Origin of the sequence: Aliisedimentitalea sp. MJ-SS2, assembly GCF_032586155.1 — a bacterium.
GTDB lineage: Bacteria > Pseudomonadota > Alphaproteobacteria > Rhodobacterales > Rhodobacteraceae > JAWHTC01.
This window is the reverse complement of the sequence record NZ_JAWHTC010000003.1, coordinates 20,398-44,792: the sequence shown is the minus strand read 5'-3', so window position 1 is coordinate 44,792 and position 24,395 is coordinate 20,398. Positions and strand designations below refer to the sequence as shown.

24 protein-coding genes are annotated in these 24,395 nt (G+C 60.6%); 16 read left to right on the top strand and 8 right to left on the bottom strand.

Annotated features, from left to right (window positions below):
- Positions 1–66: 66 nt before the first annotated feature.
- Both RXV86_RS12760 and RXV86_RS12755 read right to left on the bottom strand, forming a co-directional pair.
- Positions 67–1,434, bottom strand: a complete 1,368-nt coding sequence (locus RXV86_RS12760; RefSeq protein ID WP_316300395.1) for an FAD-dependent oxidoreductase — start codon at positions 1,432–1,434, stop codon at positions 67–69.
- Complete coding sequence (locus RXV86_RS12755; protein ID WP_316300392.1) at positions 1,434–2,177, bottom strand: VTT domain-containing protein; 744 nt, start codon at positions 2,175–2,177, stop codon at positions 1,434–1,436. The genes RXV86_RS12760 and RXV86_RS12755 overlap by 1 nt, the downstream gene beginning before the upstream one ends.
- Before the next feature lie 293 nt (positions 2,178–2,470).
- Between RXV86_RS12755 and rpmH the strand changes: the two genes are divergently transcribed.
- The 6 genes from rpmH (at position 2,471) to RXV86_RS12725 (ending at position 5,526) form a co-directional block, all read left to right on the top strand.
- Positions 2,471–2,605: a 50S ribosomal protein L34 gene (gene rpmH, locus RXV86_RS12750; RefSeq protein WP_043752316.1), complete on the top strand. Its 135-nt coding sequence runs from the start codon at positions 2,471–2,473 to the stop codon at positions 2,603–2,605.
- Between the two features lie 111 nt (positions 2,606–2,716).
- On the top strand, positions 2,717–3,061 hold the full coding sequence (gene rnpA, locus RXV86_RS12745; RefSeq protein WP_316300386.1) for a ribonuclease P protein component: 345 nt from the start codon (positions 2,717–2,719) through the stop codon (positions 3,059–3,061).
- On the top strand, positions 3,058–3,309 hold the full coding sequence (gene yidD, locus RXV86_RS12740) for a membrane protein insertion efficiency factor YidD (RefSeq protein WP_316300385.1): 252 nt from the start codon (positions 3,058–3,060) through the stop codon (positions 3,307–3,309). The genes rnpA and yidD overlap by 4 nt, the downstream gene beginning before the upstream one ends.
- A gap of 419 nt (positions 3,310–3,728) precedes the next feature.
- A complete protein-coding gene (locus tag RXV86_RS12735) occupies positions 3,729–4,877 on the top strand; it encodes an aromatic ring-hydroxylating dioxygenase subunit alpha (RefSeq protein ID WP_316300383.1) in 1,149 nt (382 codons plus the stop codon).
- Positions 4,874–5,083 carry a hypothetical protein gene (locus RXV86_RS12730; RefSeq protein ID WP_316300381.1) on the top strand — a complete coding sequence of 70 codons (210 nt, stop codon included), beginning with the start codon at positions 4,874–4,876 and terminating at the stop codon, positions 5,081–5,083. The genes RXV86_RS12735 and RXV86_RS12730 overlap by 4 nt, the downstream gene beginning before the upstream one ends.
- Positions 5,084–5,187: 104 nt before the next feature.
- Positions 5,188–5,526, top strand: a complete 339-nt coding sequence (locus RXV86_RS12725) for a TusE/DsrC/DsvC family sulfur relay protein (protein WP_316300379.1) — start codon at positions 5,188–5,190, stop codon at positions 5,524–5,526.
- 84 nt (positions 5,527–5,610) lie between these two features.
- Here RXV86_RS12725 and RXV86_RS12720 read toward each other — a convergent pair whose 3' ends face one another.
- Genes RXV86_RS12720 through RXV86_RS12710 form a run of 3 tightly spaced genes read right to left on the bottom strand, consistent with a single transcriptional unit; the run spans position 5,611 to position 8,895 of the window.
- On the bottom strand, positions 5,611–6,084 hold the full coding sequence (locus tag RXV86_RS12720) for a DUF6173 family protein (protein ID WP_316300375.1): 474 nt from the start codon (positions 6,082–6,084) through the stop codon (positions 5,611–5,613).
- Between the two features lie 55 nt (positions 6,085–6,139).
- The gene (locus RXV86_RS12715) at positions 6,140–7,177 is read right to left on the bottom strand and encodes an MBL fold metallo-hydrolase (protein ID WP_316300373.1); all 1,038 of its coding nucleotides are present in this window, start codon (positions 7,175–7,177) and stop codon (positions 6,140–6,142) included.
- Positions 7,177–8,895, bottom strand: coding sequence for an acyl-CoA dehydrogenase (locus RXV86_RS12710; protein ID WP_316300371.1), 1,719 nt, complete (start codon positions 8,893–8,895; stop codon positions 7,177–7,179). Before RXV86_RS12710 ends, RXV86_RS12715 begins: the two co-directional genes overlap by 1 nt.
- Positions 8,896–9,025: 130 nt before the next feature.
- Between RXV86_RS12710 and RXV86_RS12705 the strand changes: the two genes are divergently transcribed.
- Positions 9,026–9,976, top strand: a complete 951-nt coding sequence (locus RXV86_RS12705) for an L-threonylcarbamoyladenylate synthase (protein ID WP_316300369.1) — start codon at positions 9,026–9,028, stop codon at positions 9,974–9,976.
- Between the two features lie 146 nt (positions 9,977–10,122).
- Here RXV86_RS12705 and RXV86_RS12700 read toward each other — a convergent pair whose 3' ends face one another.
- Complete coding sequence (locus RXV86_RS12700; RefSeq protein ID WP_316300367.1) at positions 10,123–10,704, bottom strand: YqgE/AlgH family protein; 582 nt, start codon at positions 10,702–10,704, stop codon at positions 10,123–10,125.
- A 116-nt stretch (positions 10,705–10,820) separates the two neighbouring features.
- On the opposite strand from RXV86_RS12700, the gene RXV86_RS12695 reads away from it, so the two are divergent.
- Entirely contained in the window at positions 10,821–11,627 is an 807-nt protein-coding gene (locus RXV86_RS12695) for a protein-disulfide reductase DsbD domain-containing protein (RefSeq protein ID WP_316300365.1), read from the top strand.
- A 248-nt stretch (positions 11,628–11,875) separates the two neighbouring features.
- Here RXV86_RS12695 and dnaE read toward each other — a convergent pair whose 3' ends face one another.
- Both dnaE and RXV86_RS12685 read right to left on the bottom strand, forming a co-directional pair.
- Positions 11,876–15,391, bottom strand: a complete 3,516-nt coding sequence (gene dnaE / locus RXV86_RS12690) for a DNA polymerase III subunit alpha (protein WP_316300363.1) — start codon at positions 15,389–15,391, stop codon at positions 11,876–11,878.
- 59 nt (positions 15,392–15,450) lie between these two features.
- Positions 15,451–16,266: a DUF6544 family protein gene (locus RXV86_RS12685; RefSeq protein WP_316300361.1), complete on the bottom strand. Its 816-nt coding sequence runs from the start codon at positions 16,264–16,266 to the stop codon at positions 15,451–15,453.
- Positions 16,267–16,462: 196 nt separating this feature from the next.
- Between RXV86_RS12685 and RXV86_RS12680 the strand changes: the two genes are divergently transcribed.
- From RXV86_RS12680 to RXV86_RS12645, 8 genes are all read left to right on the top strand, one after another.
- Positions 16,463–17,980 carry an ABC transporter ATP-binding protein gene (locus RXV86_RS12680; RefSeq protein ID WP_316300359.1) on the top strand — a complete coding sequence of 506 codons (1,518 nt, stop codon included), beginning with the start codon at positions 16,463–16,465 and terminating at the stop codon, positions 17,978–17,980.
- Positions 17,981–18,031: 51 nt separating this feature from the next.
- The gene (locus tag RXV86_RS12675; RefSeq protein WP_316300357.1) at positions 18,032–19,114 is read left to right on the top strand and encodes an ABC transporter permease; all 1,083 of its coding nucleotides are present in this window, start codon (positions 18,032–18,034) and stop codon (positions 19,112–19,114) included.
- Positions 19,114–19,413, top strand: coding sequence for a hypothetical protein (locus RXV86_RS12670; protein WP_316300355.1), 300 nt, complete (start codon positions 19,114–19,116; stop codon positions 19,411–19,413). The genes RXV86_RS12675 and RXV86_RS12670 overlap by 1 nt, the downstream gene beginning before the upstream one ends.
- Complete coding sequence (locus tag RXV86_RS12665) at positions 19,413–20,333, top strand: ABC transporter permease (RefSeq protein WP_316300352.1); 921 nt, start codon at positions 19,413–19,415, stop codon at positions 20,331–20,333. Before RXV86_RS12670 ends, RXV86_RS12665 begins: the two co-directional genes overlap by 1 nt.
- Before the next feature lie 93 nt (positions 20,334–20,426).
- Positions 20,427–21,500, top strand: a complete 1,074-nt coding sequence (locus RXV86_RS12660) for a BMP family ABC transporter substrate-binding protein (RefSeq protein ID WP_316300350.1) — start codon at positions 20,427–20,429, stop codon at positions 21,498–21,500.
- A 166-nt stretch (positions 21,501–21,666) separates the two neighbouring features.
- Positions 21,667–22,599 (top strand): aldo/keto reductase, encoded by a 933-nt coding sequence (locus RXV86_RS12655; protein ID WP_316300348.1) that lies wholly within the window; start codon positions 21,667–21,669, stop codon positions 22,597–22,599.
- The gene (locus tag RXV86_RS12650; RefSeq protein ID WP_316300346.1) at positions 22,596–23,669 is read left to right on the top strand and encodes an FAD-binding oxidoreductase; all 1,074 of its coding nucleotides are present in this window, start codon (positions 22,596–22,598) and stop codon (positions 23,667–23,669) included. Before RXV86_RS12655 ends, RXV86_RS12650 begins: the two co-directional genes overlap by 4 nt.
- Positions 23,670–23,723: 54 nt before the next feature.
- The gene (locus tag RXV86_RS12645) at positions 23,724–24,383 is read left to right on the top strand and encodes a DUF938 domain-containing protein (protein ID WP_316300344.1); all 660 of its coding nucleotides are present in this window, start codon (positions 23,724–23,726) and stop codon (positions 24,381–24,383) included.
- Positions 24,384–24,395: the final 12 nt, after the last annotated feature.

Below are 24,395 nucleotides of genomic sequence, written 5' to 3'. Positions count from 1 at the left end.
CCCCCTGCCCTAATCCTGCTAATCTGCGCGTTCACTGTCTTCATTGTCCCTTATCGCCGGATTAGGTCACGGCAGCCAACGCTGCACCAGTCCAACCACCCGTTTCACGCCCTTACTATCAAAGAGCCTTGGCGAGAAATAGGCACCCGCGGCGCGTTTGTTAACCTCGCCCAATGACGGGTAAGGCGAAACCATGCCGGCCACGGCACTCATTTTCAGCTTGTTGACTATTACCAAGGCCCAGAGATTGATATGTTCGCCAGCTTGGTGGCCAACGATAGTGGCCCCAACGGGCCGACCCTTGACCACCATCACCTTGACGAATCCGGTGATATGGCCGGTGGCGATGGCACGGTCATTTCCCGCATAGTCAAACCGGGCAACTTCCAGCTTGTCGCCATATTGTTTGCGCGCCTGCGCTTCGGTCAGGCCGATCTGGGCCAGTTCCGGGTCGGTATAGGTGGCCCAGGGGATGTGATCGGCGCGCGCCTTGGCAGGCAGGCCGAAGAGTGCCGAACGGATGATCACCCCGGCTTGGTATCCGGCGGCATGGGTGAATTGCATGCCCCCATTGACGTCACCGATGGCATAAACCTTGCGGTTGGAAGTTTTCAAAGAAGCGTCAACCTTGATTCCGCTTCGGTCATGGTCAATCCCCGCCACGTTCAGGTTCAGGCGGTCGATATTGGGCTGGCGCCCGACCGCCATTAGAAGATGCGACCCCTTGAAGACGCGGCCATCCTTGGCCGCGATCTCGATCGCGCCTGCCTGGCCGCGAATTTCGGCGGCCATGGCGTTTTCCTCGATGGCGATGCCTTGATCGCGCATCGCGGCTTTTACGATCTCGGCGGCCTCGGTATCGTCACGGCCCAAGGCGGTCATACCTTCGATCACGGTGACATCACAGCCAAGGCGGCGATGTGCCTGTGCCATCTCCATGCCGATGGGGCCGCCACCGATGATCAACAGGTGATCGGGCTTCTCTACCAGATCGAAGATGGTTTCGTTAGTCTCAAACGGTACGGTGTCGAGGCCGGGAATGGGCGGCACGAAGGGCGACGAACCTGTGGCAATGACGATGCGCCGGGCGGTGATTTTCGTGGACCCCGCCTGCACCTCGGTTGGCGAGATAAAGGCGCCAAATTCCGAGATTACGCGCACCCCCAATCCTTCGAAGCGTTCCACGCTGTCATGGGGCTCAATGGTGGCGATGGTGCTGCGCACGTGGTCATGGGCCTGTTGCCAGTCCATGTCCGCGTGGCCCGCATGAAGCAACGCCTTGGACGGCACGCAGCCATAGTTCAGGCAATCACCGCCCATTTTGTGACCTTCCAGAAGGGTAACATCCGCCCCCATCTGCACCGCGCCTGCCGCAACCGACAAACCGCCCGAACCTGCACCGATGACAAGGATATCTGTCTTGACCGTTTCCATCAAAGGGCCTTTCCGCCACGCAGGGCCTTGATCACGATGGGCAGTGCCGCAAGGGCGCAGAGGCCCAGAATGGGCAGCAGGATATGCGGCTCGAAGATGATACCAAGATTCGGGGTTTCGCCGCGGGCAAAGACCTCGCCCAGACCGGCACCCACCGAGGTATAGACCAGCCCGCCGGGGATGATGCCGAAGAAGGTTGAGACCACAAAGCGGCGCAGCGGCACTTCCAGGAAGGCAGGCACAAGGTTGGCGATGAAGAACGGCACCGCGGGGACCAGCCGGATCAGGAACAGCATCGACCATTGGTTTTCGTCGATACCGTCTTTGATTTTCTTCACTGCGCCATCGCTGGCTTCAAGTTTGGCACCCAAGCGTTCACCCAACCCCCAGCGGGCAGCAAGGAAGATCAACGTCGCGCCGATGGTGGCCGCCCCAACATTGAAAAGCGTGCCGGGGAAGGTGGCAAACAGGAACCCACCGGTCAGCGTGGCAATCGTGGCGCCGGGCAGCGAAAACGCGACGATAGCCACGTAAGCTGCCATGAACACCACCACCGTGGCAACGTAATTGGCATCGCGGAAGGCGATCAGTGCCTCGCGATTGTCACGCAATGCCTCAAAACTCAGATAATCGCGCAGGGTGAACGCACCAATCGCGGCCACGATGAAGATGATCGCCAGCGGCAAGAGTCGCATCAGCGCGGATTTCTGGGGTCCCGTGTCGGGAGTTGTCATGTCGGTCATCTCGTTTGGGCCTTTCAATGGTCTTGCCATGAAATCACCCGGACTGGCGAGATAATCCAGCCCGCTCACGGGTGGTTGAAGTTGGACGCACCGTTTCGTGAGGATTCGGCGATGATTTCATGGGTTTCGTAACAATTCGCCCGATCCGCTGTGTGAAACCCGCCGAATTGTTGCAATTCCCGCCCGTTCGGGTTTGACAGGGGCAAGGCACGGGCCTATAGACCGGGCTTCAGAGCATTCACGGGTATCCGCGATTCCAAGTCGTGCCTGCCCAACAGATCGGAGACGGAGCGATGAAACGCACCTATCAGCCCTCGAACCTGGTTCGCAAACGCCGCCACGGATTCCGCGCACGCATGGCCTCCAAGGCCGGCCGCAAGATCCTGAACGCACGTCGCGCCCGCGGCCGCAAGAGCCTGAGCGCATAAGCGTTCTGCTGCACCCCTCCGGGTGTAGGATATGGCGATGGAAATGACTAAAACCGCCGGGGCAGCCGCCCGGGCGGTTTTCACTTGTTTCATACCCATTGGAGGTCCCTTTTGACCCATGCGATCAAAACCCTGCGCAAACGGCCCGATTTCCTGGCCTGTGCCCGGGCGCGCAAGCATGGCACCAAGGGCATGATGGTCCAGGCCCGCGCGCGTGAGGATGCCAGTGACATGATCCGCGTCGGTTTCACCTGTTCCAAGAAGGTCGGCAATGCGGTGGCCCGCAACCGCGCCAAGCGCCGCCTGCGCGAGGTGGCGCGACTGTTCCTGCCGACCCATGGTCGGGCGGGTTGGGATTATGTTCTGATCGGGCGCCATGGCGCGACAGCCGACCGCCCGTTTGGCGCGCTGCAAGATGATCTTATCTATGCCTTGAAGAAGCTGCACGACCAATGAGCCCGCTTGCCCATATCCTTGCCCTACCGGTGCGCGCCTATCGGCTGTTGCTCAGCCCTTGGGTTGGGCATGGTTGCCGCTATCAGCCCACATGCAGCGCCTACACGCTCGAGGCGCTGGAACGGCATGGGGGGATCAAGGGCGGCTATCTAGCGGCAAAGCGTATCCTGAGCTGCAACCCGTGGGGTGGCAGCGGGTATGACCCTGTGCCGGGAAGTGACCCGCATCATTGCGATCACGATCACTGAATCTGCCTAAGGCGTGGCGTTTCGGTGCACCAGATACCTTAGGAAGAGGTAACGTAGAGCCGTGCGCTCATCAGACCGAGGGGTGGTGACCCAACCCCAGTTTGAACCGCTTTATCCAAAACGCTCTCGCACTAACTCTCTTTGTTAAGGTGCCCTTTCAAAATCACCAGCCCTGCGGGCGGCCCCTCTCGGCAGAGTTTTCCCAGAAAACTCGCCTGCCGGATCAATGCTGGTAATCGCGCGGCGCGCTTGCATCCGTGCGGGCTCCGCTTGTCAACAAGTCCCCAAGCCCGGGAACCGATGGCCAATACCCAAGTACACCTTACGTCGCCCCAAACCCATCCATGTCGCCATGTGACAAGTGAACCCGCCCACGTCCTGATACGACCGGCGCAGTTTCATTTAGGAAGACGCGCGCCATGACCACCGACCTCAGCACCGTGATTCGCCCCATCGACAGCGCCAACGGGTTGCCCAATGCCCATTACACGGACCCCGAAGTATTTGCCGAGGAACGTGAGGGCGTGATCTTTGATCAATGGGCCGGTCTGGCCGTGGCCGCGGATGTGCCCGAAGCGGGCGATGCCAAGCCGGTCGAGTTGCTGGGCGTGCCGCTTTTGTTGATCCGCGACAAGGGCGGCCAGGTGCGGGTGTTTCACAACATCTGCCGCCATCGCGGCATGATCCTTGTAAGCGAGCCACGCAAGATCGAAGGTGCGATCCGCTGCCCCTATCATTCCTGGTGTTACTCGACCCAGGGTAGGCTGGTGGCGACACCGCATGTGGGCGGACCCGGCATGAACACGCATGAGGACATCGACAAGTCCGACCTGGGGTTGGTTGAAGTGCCCAGCCATATCTGGCGCGACGTGGTTTTCGTGAACCTCAACGGCAACGCCGCCCCGTTCGAAGACGTGCATGCCGACTTGTTGCAGCGCTGGTATGAATTCGACAGCCCGCACCATCATGGCGGCGCGGACAGCCGGTTCCAGCTGGATGTCAAAACCAACTGGAAACTGGCGGTCGAGAACTACTGCGAAAGCTACCACCTGCCCTGGGTACATCCCGGGTTGAACAGCTATTCGAGACTGGAAGATCACTATCACATTGAAAAGCCCGGCCAATACTCTGGTCAGGGCACCTATGTCTACCGCCAGCTGAAAGCCGATTCCGGCGAAGTGTTCCCTGATTTTCCGGGCCTGTCCGACAAGTGGAACGAAGGCGCAGAATATGTCGCCGTGTTCCCAAATGTTCTGTTGGGGGCACAGCGCGACCATGCCTTTGCCATCATCCTTGAACCAAGGGGGCTGGACGAAACTTCCGAGCATATTCACCTCTACTATGCGAGCGAAAAGACCGATGACGCCCTGCGCGCCCGCAACACGGCGCAGTGGAAAGAAGTGTTCGAGGAAGACGTCTTTGTCGTCGAGGGCATGCAAAAGGGTCGCCACGCACCGGGCTTTGACGGGGGACGTTTCTCACCGGCGATGGACGGACCAACCCACCTGTTCCATGCGTGGGTCGCTGAAAAGCTGCATGATCGACGCGAAAAACTAGCGGCGGAATGAGCGATCTGGATGAACGGTTGCTGGCTGCACACGAGGCCGATGACCGGGGCGCGTTGATCGCCCTATACATCGAAGCAGCGGACACGGCGACGAGTGAAACAGCCGCCGGGTTCTACCTGACCCACGCCTATGTCTTCGCTTTGGAACTGAATGATGGGCGTCAGGATGCGCTGCGAACACGTCTGAAGGCGATGGGGAGAGTGTGATCGCGCCTGCCCTGCGACCGCAAAGGGGTTGACCCGCCCCCCGCATTCAAAATACTTAATATGAATGTATGAATAAATCTACCTGTCACGGGAGGAGAACCACAATGGGTTTTGAATTCAACGGCACCACGATCGAGACCAATGCGGGCGGTTTCCTGGAGAATCGCGAAGATTGGTCCGAGGATCTGGCCAAAGCCATGGCTGCGGCCGAGGACATTGAGCTAACCGATCGCCACTGGGACGTGATCAAGTTTCTGCGCGAAGAGTTTTTCGAAAATCGCGAGAACCAGCCCAACACCCGTACCATCGTCAAGGCGATGAGCAGCGAATGGGGCGAGAAGATCAAGCAGGGCGACCTTTACGAGCTGTTCCCTCTGGACCCCTCGAAACAGGGTGGCCGGATCGCGGGTCTGCCGGAAAGCCGCCGCAAGGGAGGGTACTGATCCCTTCGGATCTCGCTTTTTCAAATTCAAGAATGACGCGCGACCGCTGTCGGGCGTCATTTTCTTGCGGACGCGCCGTGGTGGTCAGGTGTCCTTGTCGAGGTCCTGGGCCAGACGAAAACCTATCCGGTTGGGTGCCTCAGATTCGATCTCTTTCGGAAGGGCGCGCAACACCACCGACAATTGGCTGACATGTTGGATCAACTGGGTTTTCACCCCGTCGCCATCGCTGCCGTAAAAGGTCACGATGTCAGGGTCGAAAAAACCCATCCCCTCGATCCGGATCACCCCAGCTTCGCCTCCGGCAAAGCCCATAGCGACCTCGTGCTCGGCGTCGAGTTGTTCTTCGAAATTCTGGATATAGAGAATCAACCGCTCATAGGCCCATTCCGCCGGGCTCTTATGTTCTATCGGAGTCTGTGTAACCTCATCGGGCACTTCAGTGCAGGGTTCGGTGTCCGGATCGGCATGCACTTCGTGGCGCCGCGGATGATTGACCTGCTCAGGTTTCGCGCCGGCTTCCATCGCTTCGGCTGTGGTCGCGATCTTTTCTACCATGGCCCGCCTCCTTGATCGTGGGAATGGTGGGGGGAAACCCCACCCTACGCAAGTCTTAAACGGCCGACCAAAGCCAGGCGTCATCGGGGTCGCGTTCGCGCGTAACCCGGCCTGTGACCAAAAGGTGGTTGAGATGGGCCACGGTTTCAACCAGCGCCAGCCCGTAGATCCCTTCATCCACCCGGCGCTTGAACAGCGGAGCGAAACACTCCGAGGCGACGCGCGGACGATCCAGATGTTCGACCAAACGGTCGAGTGCATGGATGTGGTTCTCCGAGAGCTGCTGCATCCGGTGCGGCAACCCGTAGAAGGGCAGCTTGTGGCCCGAAAGGACAAGGTGTTCGTCGCGCGCCAGTAGTGCCAGCCGGTCACAGCTTTCCAGCCATTCCGACAGCGGATCGGCGGCCGGTTCGCCCGGGTAGACGCCGATATTGGGACTGATTGAGCTGATGATCTGATCGCCGGCAATGACAAGGTGGTCGTCGCGTGACCAGAGCGTTACATGCTCGGATGCATGGCCATAGCCCATATGAACGTCCCACGCTCGCCCACCGGCATGGAATACATCGCCCTGTTGCAGCCGGGTAAAGCCCACCGGCAAAGGCGCGCAGAGATCGGCAAAGTTGAAGGGGCGCTCTGACTTGCGTTTTTCAAGGTGGGCTTCATCCATCCCTGCGGAAACCCAGAAATCCACCGCCTGCTGAGTGGGCTTTTCCTCCACATCCAGAATCAGCATCCGCGCGGTCAGGTAGGAGGTGCGTGAGGTCACAAGCTCGGCACCACGTTCCATCAACCACCCGGCCATACCGACATGGTCGGGGTGGTAGTGGGTCAGCAGCACACGCGACACCGGCTTGCCCTGTAAGGGGCCTGCAAGGATCTTCTGCCACATCTCGACCGAGCGGCGGGTCTTCACGCCGGTATCAACCACAGTCCAGCTCTCGCCCTCGTCAATGGCGTAGATATTGACGTGATCCAGCGCCATCGGCAGCGGTAGGCGGATCCACAGCACGCCCTTGGCGACAGTGATCGCCTCGGCCTCTCCGGGCGCGGTTTCCCACGGGTAATGCAGATGTCCGGATGCGCCGTCCATCACGCGCCCAGATCATCAAGACCAAGCGCATAGAGCGCATCGGCTCCGGCGGTGGCATGCGCCAGATGGCCAGCATGATCGGGCAGAAGCCGGGTGATGTAAAACCTTGCCAAACGGGTGCGCGTGCCGTCACCCTCTTCGGCCATCGCGGCCTTGAGGTGGTAATGCGCGCCCAGCACCCGGCCAAAGGCCAGAAGGAAGGGCACCGACCCGGCAAAGCGGTCGTTCATGTCGGTCTGGTTGACCATCCATTCCGTGGCTTCTCGCAGCGCCTCAGTGGCGTTCCAGACGGCTTCGGTCATGACAGGATGCTGCCCGCGGGCGGCTTCAGCCTGGGCTGCAACCTCGTCCAGAAGGGCGCAGGCTGCTTCGCCCCCATCCATCAGCTTGCGACCGACAAGGTCCATCGACTGGATACCGTTGGTGCCTTCGTAGATCGCGGTGACGCGCACGTCGCGCGAATACTGTGCCGCGCCGGTTTCTTCGATGAACCCCATGCCGCCGTGGACCTGCACACCCATTTCCGAAACGCGCATCCCGATCTCGGTGCCAAAGGCCTTGGCAATCGGTGTCAGGAAGGCAGCGCGCGCGCTCCAGTCTTTATCGCCGGTAGCATTGCCCAAGTCGATCGCCACGGCACATGCCAGCGCTATCGACCGTGCAGCGAACAGTTCGGATTTCATCGTTGCCAGCATCCGGCGCACATCGGCGTGGTCAAAGATGGTGCCAGTGCCACCTTCGATCGGGCTGCGACCCTGCTTGCGCTCCTGCGCGTAGGCCAGAGCGTGCTGATAAGCGCCCTCACCCGTGCCGATCCCTTGAACGGCGACGCCAAGACGCGCGTTGTTCATCATGGTGAACATCGCCGCCATACCACCGTGTTCGGGACCGACCAGCCAACCGGTGGCACCATCGAATTCCATCACTGCCGTCGGGCTGCCATGCAAGCCCATCTTGTGTTCAAGGCTGACCACCTTGAGGCTGTTGCGCTTGCCCGGATTGCCATCCTCGTCGGGAATGAACTTGGGCACGAGGAAAAGACTGATCCCCTTGGTGCCGGGAACACCGTCGGGCAGGCGCGCCAGAACAAGGTGGCAGACATTCTCGGTAAAATCATTGTCACCCCACGAGATGAAGATTTTCTGGCCGGACACCGCGAAGGTGCCGTCGCCATTTGGTTCGGCTTTGGAGCGCAGCGCGCCTACATCAGAACCCGCGGCGGGTTCGGTCAGGTTCATCGTGCCGCACCATTCGCCGCTCATCAGCTTGGGCAGGTAAAGCTCCTTCAGGGTGTCGCTGGCGTGGTGCTCCAACGCCTCGATCTGGCCTTGGGTCATCAGCGGATTGAGCTGCAGCGACAGGCAAGCGCCACTCATCATGTCGTTGACGGCGGTGGTAATCGTCATCGGCAGGCCCATGCCGCCATATTTCGGATCGGCCGACATGGAAATCCAGCCGCCCTCGCAAATCGCCTGGTAGCCCTTGTCAAACCCGGGGCTGGTGCGCACCACGCCGTTTTCAAGTTTCGCCGGGATCAGGTCGCCATCGCGGTTCAAGGGCGCCAGAACGTCGTCACACATACGACCTGCCTCGCCCAGGATTGCCTGAGCCAGATCATCGCTGGCCTCGGAGAACTTCTCGGTCGCAGATACGTCGCCATAGCCGACCACGTTTTCCATGAGGAAGGTGAAATCTGATACCGGGGCACGATAGGGCATGTTGGGCCTCCTTAGTCGTCGATAGGCAACCGCAATGTGCGGGCTTGGCTTTGAACCGGTGCGCTTGTATGCAGGTCTGCAGCCCAGCGTAAAGTATCAAATCCACCCCAAGCCACCAAAACGCCGCGTCATGGCCCCTATGATTTCCACATCCCTGTTGCCGCCCGACGCGGTGGGCCTGTCTCGGGCGGCGCAAATCTTGCGCGCTGGCGGGCTGGTCGCATTCCCAACCGAAACGGTTTACGGGCTGGGCGCAGATGCGCGCGATGATCTTGCAGTCGCGCGGATTTTCGAAGCCAAGGGACGGCCCCGTTTCAACCCGCTGATCGTACATGTGGCCAATGTTGAGACCGCCCGGCGCTATGTCGAGTGGAACGAGGCGGCCGAGGCGCTGGCGACCGAGTTCTGGCCGGGCCCCTTAACACTAGTATTATCCTTGCGGGCGGATGCGGGACTGTCGCCGTTGGTTACGGCAGGGTTGCCCAGCCTTGCCATTCGCGTACCTGCCCATCCGGTAGCGCGCGAACTTCTGACGGTTTTTGACGGGCCGGTGGCGGCCCCCTCGGCCAACCCGTCCGGCAAGATCAGCCCGACATCAGCCGCTCATGTGCAGGCCGGACTGTCGGGGCGGATAGAGGGAATCGTTGATGGTGGATTTTGTGGCGTGGGTCTTGAAAGCACGATTGTTGGTCTGACCCGCGCGCCGTGCCTTTTGCGGCCCGGTGGGCTGCCCGCCGAAGAGGTGGAAGCGGTGCTGGGGGTTCCGCTTTTGACCCATGATGATGGTGAGATCAACGCACCGGGGCAGCTGAGTTCACATTATGCGCCTGGCGCTCAGGTACGGCTCGACGCCAAAGACAAGCACCCGGGAGAGCGGTTATTGGGGTTCGGTCCAGTCGCGGGAGCGGACATGAACCTGTCCCCGGCAGGCGACCTGACTGAGGCGGCAGCGAACCTCTTTGCCATGCTGCATGCGATTGATGACGGGCAAAGTCCAATAGCCGTATCCCCTGTGCCCGAGGAGGGTTTGGGCCGGGCAATCAATGACCGGTTGCGGCGAGCAGCAGCGCCGCGGGATTGAAGCGGTACAGCCGTAGCTTTATCGCTTGGAGCAAGCATTGATATCAACTTTGGCGGCATGGCTGGGTGTGCTGATGAGCCCGGGCGGCGCGTGTTTCGCCCAGATGTCAAACGCCACAAGCATAGGCTAACTGTAGCAAGGCATACTTAGGCGCGGCCCGCAGCCGCTGACAGGCTGATCGCGTCAACCCCCAGCGATTTCAGTGCCGCTTCCCATTTGCCGTCATCCAGCGTGTCAAATACCAGGCTCAGGTCGGCGTCGCAGGTCAGCCAGCCATTGGCGAGGATCTCACCCTCCAGTTGCTCCGGCCCCCAGCCTGCATAGCCCAGCGCCATTAGAGCCCGCATGGGGCCTTCTCCCGCCGCCAGCGCTTCGAGAATATCAAGCGTGGCGGTCATCCCGAATTCTTCCCCAACCTCGAGCGTCGAGAGGTCCGAAGTGAAGTCGCGGGTATGGAGCACAAAACCGCGCCCCGGCTCGACTGGACCACCGAAATGCACGGCACGATCACGCACGCAGGACCCATCACCTATCTCAAGCTGTTCAACCAGCTCCGACAGGCGCAAGTCGTCGAACCGCTTGTTAACAATCAGGCCCATCGCACCCTCGGGCGAATGGGCGCAGATCAGCACCACGCTATGTTCAAAACGTGAATCCGCCATGCCGGGCATGGCAATCAGAAGCTTGGCGGTGAGGTCCATCGGGGACGTGTCGGAAGCGCGGGTCATGAAACCAAGATGCGCCCTGCCCGCCGGGGTTTCAAGCGGGGGATTTGCGCAACATCGGCAAAGCCTCGCCCAATTGTGAATTGGCATTTCAGGCCCGAACCGCCATCTGTTGAAACATGAAAGCCCTGATCCCTGCCTTTTTGGCTGCTCTTCTGGCCCTGCACCCTGCCGCCGCGCAGGCCGATCCCTATTCGGACATGGTGCAAACCCGCATTCTGCAAGGCTGGCGCATGGCCGATGGCCGTTTGATGGCGGGGTTGGAAATCACCCTTGCGCCGGGTTGGAAGACCTATTGGCGCGAACCGGGAGACGCGGGCATTCCGCCCCTGTTCGACTGGTCGGGGTCCGGCAACCTGCGGGGCGTCGACATCAACTGGCCCGCGCCGCAGGTGTTCCAGCAAAGCGGCTCGCGCAGCATTGGCTATAGCGACCGCGTGATCCTGCCGCTGAACATCTCCCCGAGGCGCGATGGTCGCCCGGTGCGGCTGAACGGGACCATCGACATCGGAATTTGCAGCGATGTCTGCGTTCCGGTTCGGATCGAATTGAACGAAGTTTTGCAAGGCGCGGCCACCCAACCTGACCCGGCGATTGCCGCCGCTCTGGCAGAGAAACCGTTCTCCGGCAGTGAGGCAGGTTTAAAGAAAAGCAAATGCACGGTCGCGCCGACGTCCGACGGGATGGCCTTGCGGGCCGAATTCACCCTGCCGTCGACCGGTGGGCGTGAAATGGCAGTGGTAGAAACCGGCGACCCGCTGATCTGGGCCTCGGAGCCGTCTATCAGCCGCAAGGGCGGCCGTCTGGTGGCCGAGTTCGACCTAATGCACGCCAGTGGCGGGCCGTTCGCGATTGACCGCTCGTCGCTGCGCTTTACCATTCTGGGCAAGCAATATGCGGTGGATGTGCAGGGCTGTGAAGGGTGAGTAAATTGCTGCTGCGCGAACATTGGTGACTTCCCGTTGCACGGAATCAAGGCGAAGCCGCCACGCATCGCTGGGCCGTCCCCCGGTACAGCGATTTGGCCGACCATAGCGCTATGCTTTGAGGGTATATTGGTTTCGCAAGCAAAAAGTGCTATCCAACAAATGTTGGCTCGCTGAGCCAAGGCCCAACGATACGCTATTCCGAGAGGGTTCGCTTTGGGCTCAATGAAGACAATCCCGTCCCCGCTTCAAACCTCCTGCACCTCCAGCACACCCGGCAGCGATTTAATTGCGCCCTTGATCTGGGGTGTCACTGGGAACTCGCGGCCTGCATCTACTTCGACCTCGCCCGGCAGGTCAGGGTTCATCAGGCAGAAGCGGATCGGGCCCTTGCCACCGGATTTCACGGTCTCGGCGGCATCGGCGAGTACTTGTGCTACTGTGCGGATCGCGGATTGCTCCTCGACAAATATCTTCAGCCCCACGCCACCGACATCGGCGACCACGCCGTCGATCGGTGCCACCGAGCGGCCCAAGAGTTTGAGCTGGTCGGATTCCATCGTGGCCTCGACCGTGACCACCACCTTAGCGCCGGTCTCCAAGTAATCGCGCGATTTCTCGAGGGTTTCCGAGAAAAGCGTGACCTCGTAACCGCCGCTCGTGTCGCTAAGCTGCACAAAGGCAAAGCGGTTGCCGCGCGCCGACTTACGCTCTTGCCGTCCCGCCACGACACCGGCCAGTTTCGCCACCATCGCCCCGCCCTTGGCCTGTTCGGTAACCTCATCGAGCGTCAGCACCTGCTTGCGTTTCAGCGGGATCATGTAGTCATCGAGCGGATGGCCCGACAAGTAGAAACCCACCGCCTTGAACTCTTCGCCCAGCCGCTCGGCGGGCAGCCAGTCACTCACAGGCGCAAGGCGCGGTTCGGGCAGATCGTCACCGGCCTCACCGAAGAGCGACACCTGGTTCGAGTTCTTCTGATCGTGCACCGCCGCCGAATAGCCCATCAGCGCCTCAAGACTGTCGAACACCTTGCGGCGGTTCTGGTCCAACTCGTCAAACGCCCCGGCGCGGGCCAGCATTTCCAACGGACGCTTTCCGACACGTTTCAGGTCCACACGACGGGCGAAATCAAACAGCGTGGCAAAGGGTTTGCCGACGCCGTCCACTTTACGGCCTTCGGTCACCAGCTTCATCGCCTCGACACCGACATTCTTCAAAGCGCCCAGCGCATAGTGCAGCACCTGGCTGCGCACGGTGAACATCGCCTCGGAGCGGTTAACGCAAGGTGGCAGCCATTTCAGCTCCAACCCCTTTTTCACCTCTTCGAAATACACCGCCAGCTTGTCGGTCAGGTGAATATCGCAATTCATCACCCCGGCCATGAATTCGACCGGGTGATTGGCCTTGAGCCATGCGGTTTGATAGCTGACCACCGCATAGGCGGCGGCGTGGGATTTGTTGAAGCCGTAGTTGGCGAATTTCTCAAGAAGGTCAAAGACCTCAGACGCCTTCTTCTTGTCGACCCCGTTTTCCGCCGCGCCTTTCTCGAATTTCGGACGTTCGGCGTCCATCGCCTCCTTGATCTTCTTACCCATGGCGCGGCGCAGCAGGTCGGCACCGCCAAGGGTGTAATTGGCCATTACCTGGGCGATCTGCATCACCTGTTCCTGGTAAACGATGATGCCCTGGGTTTCGGCCAGGATATGGTCGATCAGCGGGTGAACGGATTCAATTTCCTTAAGCCCGTTCTTGACCTCGCAATAGGTCGGGATGTTTTCCATCGGGCCCGGACGGTAGAGCGCCACAAGGGCAACGATGTCCTCGATACAAGTGGGTTTCATCCGCTTGAGGGCATCCATCATGCCCGAGCTTTCCACCTGGAACACCGCTACAGTTTTAGCGGCCGCGTAAAGCTTGTAACTAAGCTCGTCATCCAGCGGGATGGCATTGATCTGGTTCACCGCGCCCTCGGCAGGCTCGTAAAGTTCGGTGCCGTCGGCGGCGATGTGCAGGTCGCGCCCTTCGCCGTGGATCAAGTCCACGGCGTTCTGGATCACGGTAAGGGTTTTCAGGCCCAGAAAGTCGAACTTCACCAGCCCGGCCTGTTCGACCCATTTCATGTTGAATTGCGTCGCCGGCATGTCCGAGCGCGGGTCCTGATAAAGCGGCACCAGCGCATCAAGCGGCCGGTCGCCAATCACCACACCGGCGGCGTGGGTCGAGGCGTTCCTGAGCAAGCCTTCCAGCTGCATCCCGTAATTCAGCAGCCGGTCGACCACTTCTTCGGATTTGGCCTCTGCGCGCAGGCGTTCTTCCTGCGCCAAGGCCTGTTCAATGCTGACCGGCTTCACGCCTTCTACCGGAATCATTTTCGACAGGCGATCCACCTGCCCGTAAGGCATTTGCAGCACCCGGCCCACATCGCGCACGGCGGCCTTGGACAGCAAAGCACCGAAGGTGATGATCTGGCCCACCTTGTCGCGTCCATACTTCTCTTGCACGTAGCGGATCACCTCTTCCCGGCGGTCCATGCAAAAGTCGATATCGAAGTCAGGCATGCTGACCCGTTCGGGGTTGAGGAAGCGTTCGAACAGCAGCGAATAGCGCAGCGGGTCGAGGTCGGTGATCAACAGCGCGTAGGCAACGAGACTGCCAGCCCCTGAGCCCCGGCCCGGGCCGACGGGGATGTCATGATCCTTGGCCCATTTGATGAAGTCGGCCACGATCAGGAAATAACCGGGGAAGCCCATCGTTTCGATGATACCAAGCTCGAAATCGAGCCGCTCTTGATACTCTTCTACCGATACGGCGTGGTCGATCATCGACAAACGGAACTCAAGACCCTCTTGCGACTGACGGCGCAGTTCGGCCACCTCGTCATCGGCGAACTTCGGCAGGATCGGATCGCGGCGATAGGCCATGAAGGCACAACGCTTGGCAATTTCCACCGTATTCTCAATCGCTTCCGGCAGATCGGCAAACAGCACCGCCATTTCCCCCGGCGATTTGAAATAGTGCTGCGGCGTCAGGCGGCGGCGGGGTTCCTGTTGGTCAACATAGGCACCCTCGCTGATGCAGATCAGCGCATCATGCGCCTCGAACATGGCATCGGTGGGGAAATAGGCGTCGTTGGTGGCGACCAGCGGAATGCCCATGCCATAGGCCATTTCCACGTGGCCCTGCTCGGACAGCCGCTCGGCTTCTGGCGCGGTGCCATCCTCGCGTGGATGACGCTGCAATTCGACATAAAGCCGGTCACCGAACATCGACTGGAACCGCTGCATCAGCGCCTCGGCGGCGGGGCGTTGACCGGCCTGCAACAGCTGCCCGATTGGGCCATCCGGCCCGCCGGTGAGACAGATCAACCCGCCGGTATGTTGCGCCAACTCGTCCAGCGTCACATGCGGCAGCGAGCCGTCACCGCGCAGGTAAAGGCAGGAGTTGAGCTTCATCAGATGCTCGTACCCCGCCTCGTTCTGGGCCAGAAGGACGATGGCCGCCGGTGCGCGTGGCTTTTCCCCCGGCGCAGTGGCGACATATTCGAGATCAACCTGGCAGCCAATGATCGGTTGCACCCCGGCACCGCTGGCAGCAATCGAAAACTCGAGACCGGCAAACATGTTGTTGGTATCGGTCACCGCCACGGCGGGCATGCCCAGTTTCTCGCAGAGGCCGGGCAGTTTTTTCAACCGCATGGCCCCTTCAAGAAGGGAGTATTCGGTATGGGTGCGAAGGTGGATGAATCGGGGGATGCTGCTCATGAGGCGACGATACCGGGGTGGCGCGCGCAGGGAAAGGGACGGTGGGATGAAATCCCGCCCTACTCTCTCGCCAACCCGATCACGTGGCCGCGCCAATAGGGTTGATATTTACCGTCGACCACGTAGCCAACCTCGCCACGGCGCGGAATACGCCGCCCGCCGATTTCTGCATAATCGGAAAACCGGCCCTCCCAATCCTTGAAGACCGGTGCACCGTCTTGCATCCCGGCATAGCGGGAATTGGCGCGCATCACGGCAAAATCGCTCTGCGCGTCCAGCGAAAAGCGCACCACCGCATCGTCTGGCTGCATCGGCAACCGCGCTTCGACCTCGCCACTTTCCAGAACACGCCATTCAACATCGCGATTTAGCGCAATGGCGTCCGGGGCCCAGGGCAGTTCGGCCAGGTAGCGCATCGCCTCGGACCGGTCGGCCAGCACCCCCGCCTCGTGCCCGACCCGGATCGAGCCGAGAAGGCGCACTTCCAGCACCCCCTTACCGGCCGTGAAGGCATCAATCACCCGCACCATCGTCAGCGGTCCGCGCGATTGCCATGCCTGCCAGACAAACCCGGTCGAAGTTGTGCATATGACCTGACGGGCGGAAATGCCCTGCCAGCCCTGACCCGGCTGCAATTCCATTTCCGCCACCTGGGTCAGTTCGATCACACCGGGTGCAGGATCGGTGCCCAAAAGCCCACGCTGGTTGAACGCCCTCACCGGCTCGGGCAGGTCCTGTCGCATCCGGACAGGTCCGGTCGTTTCGATCTTTGCGACCAGGGTCATCGCATTTTGGCGAAACTGCCAGGCGCTGATCAGATGCGCCAACAACAGCACCAAAATGATCAGCGCGACGACGATCAATATGCGTTGCATGCGCCTGCTCCTTTTCTTTCGCCCGGCGGAATCTTTCGAAAAATCAAAACTATACGCTTGATTATCCCGCAATTCTTGAAAGACTTTCACCCGTTCGGGCCGATTCCTGTCTTGTCAGACGCGGTCTTTGCCCGCTTTGATAGGGCACGAACAGGGGGCCTCGCGGCCAGAAAAACAACGATAAGCGGGGAAACGCGTGTCGCAACCACTCTTGAGTATACAAGGCCTGACCAAGGCCTATCCCGGTGTTGTCGCCAACGATACGGTGTCATTTGATATCGGCGAAGGTGAAATTCACGCGCTGTTGGGCGAGAATGGGGCCGGGAAATCCACGCTTGTCAAAATGATCTACGGGCTGGTGAAACCAGACAGCGGTACGCTGGTGATGCGCGGCGTGCCCTTTGCCCCGCCCGAACCGCGCGCAGCGCGAGCGGCTGGTGTGGCGATGGTGTTCCAGCATTTTTCGCTGTTTGACGCATTGGGAGTGGCCGAAAATATCGCCTTGGGCATGGAAAATCCGCCACCGATGCGCGACCTCGCCGCCCGTATTCGCAGCGTGTCCGAGGATTACGGCCTGCCGCTTGATCCATTTCGCATCGTTGGTGACCTGTCGGCGGGTGAGCGTCAGCGGGTTGAGATCATCCGCTGCCTGCTTCAGGACCCGAAACTGCTGATCATGGATGAACCGACCAGCGTTTTGACCCCGCAAGAGGTGCAGATCCTGTTCGAGACCCTGCGCAAGCTGCGCGAGGAAGGCACATCAATCCTGTATATCTCGCACAAGCTGGAAGAAATTCGGGCCCTGTGTGACAACGCCACCATCCTGCGGCTGGGCAAGAACGTGGGCACTTGCGTGCCACGCGACACCACCGCCCGCGAGATGGCCGAAATGATGGTCGGCAGCGAATTGCAGACGCCCAAAGGGGCGGGAACGCCGCTGGGTGACGTGGCGCTGGATGTATCGGGATTGTCGATGCCATCCCCCGGGCAGTTCGGCACAGCCTTGAAAAACGTTCACCTGGAGCTGCGCCGCGGCGAAATCCTGGGCATTGGTGGAGTGGCTGGCAATGGTCAGGACGAGCTTCTTCTTGCGCTATCCGGCGAAATTCGCGTCGCCCAGGACGCGATCAAGCTGGGCAGCCGTCCGATTGGGGCCTTGGGCCCGAATGCGCGCCGGGCCGCCGGGCTTCTTTGTGCCCCCGAGGAACGGCTGGGGCACGCGGCCGCCCCGGATATGAGCCTGACGGAAAACGCCCTGATGACCGGGGTGGTGCGCCGCGAATTGTCCAGCCGGGGATTCCTGCATTGGGGACAGGCGCGTGCCTTTGCCGAAGAGATTATTAAAGGCTTCGACGTGCGCACACCGGGGCCGGAAAATGCCGCCCGGTCGCTGTCGGGCGGAAACCTGCAGAAATTCGTCATTGGCCGTGAGGTGCTACAAAAGCCGTATGTCCTGGTCGTGAACCAGCCGACCTGGGGCGTGGATGCCAGTGCGGCTGCGTCGATCCGGCAGGCGCTGCTGGACCTGGCGGCCGGGGGCGCGGGCGTGATCGTGATCAGCCAGGACCTTGATGAGCTGATGGAGGTCTCGGACCATTTCGCGGCCCTCAACGAAGGGCGTTTGACCGCCAAGCGCAAGACTTCGGAACTGAATGTCGAGGAGATTGGCCTGATGATGGGTGGGGCCCATGGCATGGAGGTGGCACATGGGTAATCCATTGGGACATGAGTATTTTTGGCAAGATGAAGCCAGGGGATCGCGCGCATGCTGAAGCTTGAAAAACGCCCGCAGCCGTCTCGCGTCTTTGCATGGCTCACACCTCTTATCGCGGTGTTTGCCACGATGATCGCCGGTGGGTTGCTTTTTGCCGCATTGGGCAAGAACCCGATCGAGGCCATTCGCACCATTTTCTGGGACCCGATCTTTGGCGAATTCGCCTTCTACTATCGCCCTCAACTGCTGGTCAAAGGCGGACCACTGATCCTGATCGCCATCGGATTGTCGCTGGGGTTCCGCGCCGGTATCTGGAACATCGGGGCCGAGGGGCAATACATCATGGGCGCGATCTGCGGGGCCGGCGTGGGGCTGGCCTTCTATCCGCTTGAAGCCTGGTATGTTTTCCCGCTGATGGTGGTGGCCGGGGCATTCGGCGGTTGGCTTTGGGCGATGATCCCGGCGGTGCTAAAGGTGAAATTCGGCACCAATGAAATCCTGGTGTCGCTGATGCTGGTCTACGTGGCCGAGAACATCCTGGCCGCTATGGCCTTTGGCCTGATGCGCAACCCGGAAGGGCACGGGATGCCCGGCTCGCGTAACCTGAACGACTATCCGTCGGCGGCCAACACGGACATCATCGCAGGCACCGGCATGCATTGGGGTGTTGCCGCGGCCTTTGTCGCGGTGATCCTTGCTTATGTCCTGCTGACCCGGCACCAGCTGGGCTTTGCCATCCGCCTCACCGGCGAGGCGCCGCGCGCAGCACGTTTTGCCGGGGTGAACCCGACGCGGCTGGTTCTCATGTGCATGGGACTTTCGGGGATGCTGGCAGGGCTGGCAGGGCTATTCGAAGTGTCCGGTCCTTCTGGCCAGGTCACAGATAGCTTCAATGTCGGCTATGGCTTTACCGCGATCATCGTCGCCTTCCTTGGGCGGCTGCACCCCATCGGCATCCTGCTGGCGGGGCTATTGATGGCACTGACCTACATCGGCGGCGAGGCAGCGCAATCAAATCTCGGCCTGCCGGCCGCTGCAATCCAACTGTTCCAGGGGATGCTGTTGTTCTTCCTGTTGGCAGTGGATGTATTGACAAACTACCGGATCAAGTTTGCGAAACGGGGGGCCGCGTGATGAACAGCTATGTCGCCTCGTTTTTCAAAGTTGCCGGGATCGGGTTCGCAGTTCTGGTGGTGCTCGCCTTCATGCCAAGCTTCAGCGCTTTGCTGATGCTATTTGTGCTGGGAACGACAAGTTGGGAAGGGGCACTCTTGATGCTTCTGATCGCAGGAGCCCCATTCGGCGGCTTCCTTTTTGCGTTACTCTTCAGCAAACAGAACCAACGGCTGCGCGAGGCTGCGCAGCTTGCCGGTCTGTGGGTCGGTGCCGTCGCCGGGTCCTGGACTGGCCTTTCAACCGCGGGGAAAATCTGATGGACCTGTCTGCAATCAACCCGGTCGTCCTTCTGGCATCGATCCTCGTTTCGGCCACCCCAATCCTTCTGGCCGCTACCGGCGAGTTGGTGGTCGAACGCGCTGGTGTTCTTAACCTCGGGGTCGAGGGCATGATGGTCACCGGGGCCGTGACCGGCTTTGCCGGGGCCGTGCTGACCGGCTCCCCCGCGTTGGGCTTTCTCATCGCCGCACTGGGGGGCGCGGCGCTGTCGCTTTTGTTTGCTTTCCTGACCCAGGTGATGTTGGCCAACCAGGTGGCGTCGGGATTGGCGCTGACCCTGTTTGGCGTGGGCTTTGCCGCGCTTCTGGGCAAGGGGTATATCGGTGAAACGCCGCCGCAGTTCCCTCTTTGGAAATTCACCGTGCGCGCCGCCGATGGCGACGTGCCAGCCGCAATTGCCACGCTGGATTTGATCGTGCCGCTGACCATCGCCATTGTGGCATCCGTGTGGGCGGTGCTGAAGTTCACCCGTGCAGGCCTTGTCCTGCGGGCGGTAGGCGAAAACCACGAGGCGGCCCATGCACTTGGCTACAAAGTGGTGCGCATCCGCACATTGGCGATCCTGTTCGGTGGCGCGATGGCCGGGCTGGGCGGCGCCTATATCAGCATGATCCGGGTGCCGACCTATACCGAGAATGTCACCGCCGGGGCCGGTTGGATCGCGCTGGCACTGGTGGTGTTCGGCTCATGGAAACCCGGACGCGTGATGCTGGGGGCGTGGCTTTTTGGCGGGGTCACGATGCTACAGCTCAACCTGCAGGGCACGGGCGTGTCGATCCCCGTCCAATACCTGGCCATGTCGCCCTATATCATTACCATCCTGGTGCTGGTCATCATGTCGAACCAGCGCAACACCGCACCCGGATCATTGGGCAAGAGTTTCCATGCCGCAGGATAGGGGAGGGTTTCACGCTTGAACCCGGCCCAAACAACCACGTAAATACAAATCGAGAAAACAAAAACGCTGCCACTACCCAACAAGGAGAAACCCATGAAACGTAGAACACTTCTTGCCGGTGCCGCTATGGCGCTTGGCTTGGCCACAACTGCAATGGCCGACGACAAGACCAAAGTCGGTTTCGTCTATGTCGGCCCGGTCGGTGACGGTGGCTGGACCTATGAACATGATCAAGGCCGCAAGGCCGTGGTCGAGCATTTCGGTGACAAGGTCGAGACCACCTATGTCGAGAACGTGCCAGAAGGCGCCGATGCCGAGCGTGTGATCACCCAGATGGCCCTACAAGGCGCCGACCTGATCTTTACCACCTCGTTTGGTTACATGGACCCGACAATCAACGTCGCCAAGAAATTCCCCAAGGTGAAATTCGAGCACGCCACAGGTTACAAACAGGCCGATAACGTCTCGGTCTACTCGGCCCGCTTCTACGAAGGTCGTGCCGTGCAGGGCACGATTGCCGGTCACATGACCAAATCCAACACCATCGGTTACATCGCGTCCTTCCCGATCCCCGAAGTGATCCGCGGCATCAATTCGGCCTATATCCACGCCAAGAAGGTCAACCCGGACGTGCAGTTCAAGATCGTCTGGGCCTATACTTGGTTCGACCCGGCGAAAGAGGCCGACGCCGCCAAGGTTCTGATTGAACAGGGCGCCGACGTGATCCTGCAGCACACCGACTCGACCGCACCCCAGGCCGCTGCCAAGGCTGCCGGTAACGTGATCACCTTTGGCCAAGCGTCCGACATGAGCGAATTTGCTCCGATGCCGCGCGTTAGCTCGATCATCGATGATTGGGCGCCCTACTATGTGGCCCGCACCCAGGCGGTCATGGATGGCACATGGGAAAGCGTGAACACCTGGCACGGCATCAAGGAAGGCATGGTCGGTATCGGCGAGATTTCCTCGGCTGTCCCGGAGAACGTGAAAGCCGAAGCGCTGGCGATGAAAGCGGCGCTGGGTGATGGCAGCTACCACGCCTTCACCGGCCCGCTGAAAAAGCAGGACGGCAGCGACTGGCTGGCCGACGGCGAAACCGCTGATGATGGCACGCTGGCTGGCATGAACTTCTATGTCGAAGGCATCGAGGGCGAGATCCCGCAATAAGCGGTTCTGCCAACGTGATCCAAAGGCCCTGCCCTCGCGGTGGGGCCTTTTTCATTTCACCGGGCGGGGGCACGGATTTTCGAAAATTCTTGATAACGAGAGAGGATGGGACCGCGCGCTGTTTGCGGGGTTTTCGCGCCCGGCAAACCGTGCCAAGGTTGCGGCCATGAGTATGTTGACTTCCCCCGATGGCAGCGCGATTTCCCGGTTTGCCTTTGGAACGATGCAGTTCGGCGGCAAGGCCGATGCAAGGGCCTCGGGCGCGATGTTCGAGGCCGCCATTGGCGCGGGCATCAACCATTTCGACACCGCGCATCTTTATACGAATGGTGCCTCAGAAGAGTTCCTCGGCCAACTCGCCGCACCCTTGCGGGACCATCTCGTGATTGCCACCAAGGTCGGCTATCGTGACGGAACTTCCTCCAGCCAGCTGCAGCGCGACTTCGACCTGTCACGCAAGCGGCTGGGCATGGAGATGGTCGATATTCTTTACCTGCACCGGTTTGACAGCCAGACCCCGCTTGAAGCCCAGCTTGAAACGCTGGTCGCAATGAAAGAGGCGGGACAGTTCCGCTTTATCGGCGTGTCGAACTTTGCCGCCTGGCAAGTGATGAAGGCGCATGCGATCCTGGCGCAGTCAGGGCATGCAATCGACATCATCCAGCCGATGTACAATCTCGTCAAACGCCAGGCCGAGGTCGAATTGCTGCCCATGTGTCAATCCGAAAGGATCGCCTGTGCCCCCTATTCGCCGCTGGGCGGGGGCTTGTTGACCGGTAAATATCTGGACGGGTCGCAAGGGCGACTGACCGAAGATGATCGCTATGCCGCGCGCTATGCGCCTGACCATATGCACGCGGCGGCCAAGGGGCTGTCCGACCTAGCGCTCGCGTTGGGCGTGCATTCCGCGACGTTGGCAGCAGCCTGGGTGGCGCGCCATCCCGCCGCGCCGATGCCGATCCTATCGGCCAGCGCGGCAGAGCAAATGGCGCCTTCGCTGGCCGCAGTGAGTTTCGATATGGACGAAGACCTATATGGCCAGCTGAGCGCGCTTTGTCCGACCCCGCCGCCCGCAACCGACAGGATCGAAGAAACATGAACGATATCATCGTGATCGGGGGCGGCATTGCTGGCCTGTCGGCCGCCGCACGGTTGGCGCCGCATGCCAAGGTGACAGTGCTGGAAAGCGAAGAGGCGCTTGGTTACCACGCCTCGGGTCGTTCGGCCGCGATGTACGAGGCACAATATGGCTTACCCACGACGATTGCGCTGAATCTTGCGAGTGGAGATTTTCACCGCGATCACAAGGGCGGGTACCTGTCCGCGCGCGGCATCCTTTTTGCCGCTCGTGCCCATGAGCGCAACATTTTCGAGGCCGAGAACAAGGCGATGAAGATGAACGAGGTCACACCTCAAGAAGCAATCGACCTGGTGCCGATTCTCAATCCTGAGACGGTGGCCTTTGCTGCGTTCCACGAGGATGCATTTGATCTGGACACCGACCGGATGATGCAGGATTTTGCCCGTGATATCCGGGCTCACGGCGGTGAGATCCACCTGAAATCACCGGTCACCGCGATCGACAAGCCCGGCAAATGGCAAATCCACGCGGGCGGGCAGATGCATGAGACCAAAATGGTCGTCAACGCCGCCGGGGCCTGGGCCGATCAGGTTGCCGCTATGGCCGGGATCAACCCGCTGGGCCTAACGCCCTGCCGCCGCTCGATGGCGCGTATTCCAGCGCCGAGGGGGCATGATATTTCCAACTGGCCGATGTTTTTCGGCACCGGCGAGCGTTGGTATGCCAAGCCGGATGCCGGGCAGCTGATCGTCAGCCCGGCCGAGGAGGATCCGGTCGATCCGATGGACGCCTGGGCCGACGATATGGTTCTGGCCGAGGGCTTCGAGCGTTACCAGGAGATGGTGACCGAGCCAGTGGAACGGGTCACGGCCAACTGGGCAGGCTTGCGGACCTTTTCACCCGACCGGGCGCTTGTGCTGGGCCGGTCAGTAGAGGATTCGAGCTTTGTCTGGAGTGCCGGTCAGGGTGGCTACGGGTTTCAGACCGCGCCAGCTGCGAGCCAGTTGGTGGCAGACTTGGCATTGGGTCATGCGCCGGAGCTTGAGGCGGACCTGGTTACAGCCTTGTCACCGCAACGCTTCGCGTGAGGCGGATCAGGGATTTGAGTATTTGAACCAAGAAAGAGAAGCTGAGGTGACCCTATGTCCGACCGTTTAAATCTGCCGGTTTATGCAAATTACGCCGAACCGGATGCCGAAGGGCGGATGGTGGCACCATCGGCCACGCGCAATGTGGATGCGGTCTGCGAATTGGTGGTGGCCCATGCACCTAAGGTGGGCAATGCGCTCGAGATTGCGTCGGGTACAGGCCAGCACACGGTGGCGCTGGCGCAGCGCTTGCCAGGACTTAGCTGGCAGCCTTCGGACATCGACGCGGCGCGCCGGGCTTCGGTCGATGCCTGGGCGCGCACCGAGACACTGGAAAATATCGCACCCGCCATCGAGTTGAACGCGACGGCCCCCGGCTGGGGCAAGGCGCATAGCGGGCAGGCGCTGATCCTGCTGTCGAACCTGTTGCACCTGATTTCCGAGCTTGAAACCAGGACCTTGATTTCTGAAACCGCGCAGGCACTGGAGGGGGGCGCGGTTTTCATACTTTACGGCCCCTTCCTGCGCGACGGCGAATGCACGTCGGAGAACGACGAAATCTTCAATGCCAGCTTGATCAACCAAGACCCCGAGATCGGCTACAAGGACGATTGGGACATAATCGACTGGGTTCAAGATAGTTTCCTGGAATTGGTCCAAGTGGTCGAGATGCCGTCGAACAACCTGGGTTTCGTGGCGCGCAAGCTTGCGTAAGGGAAGGCAACA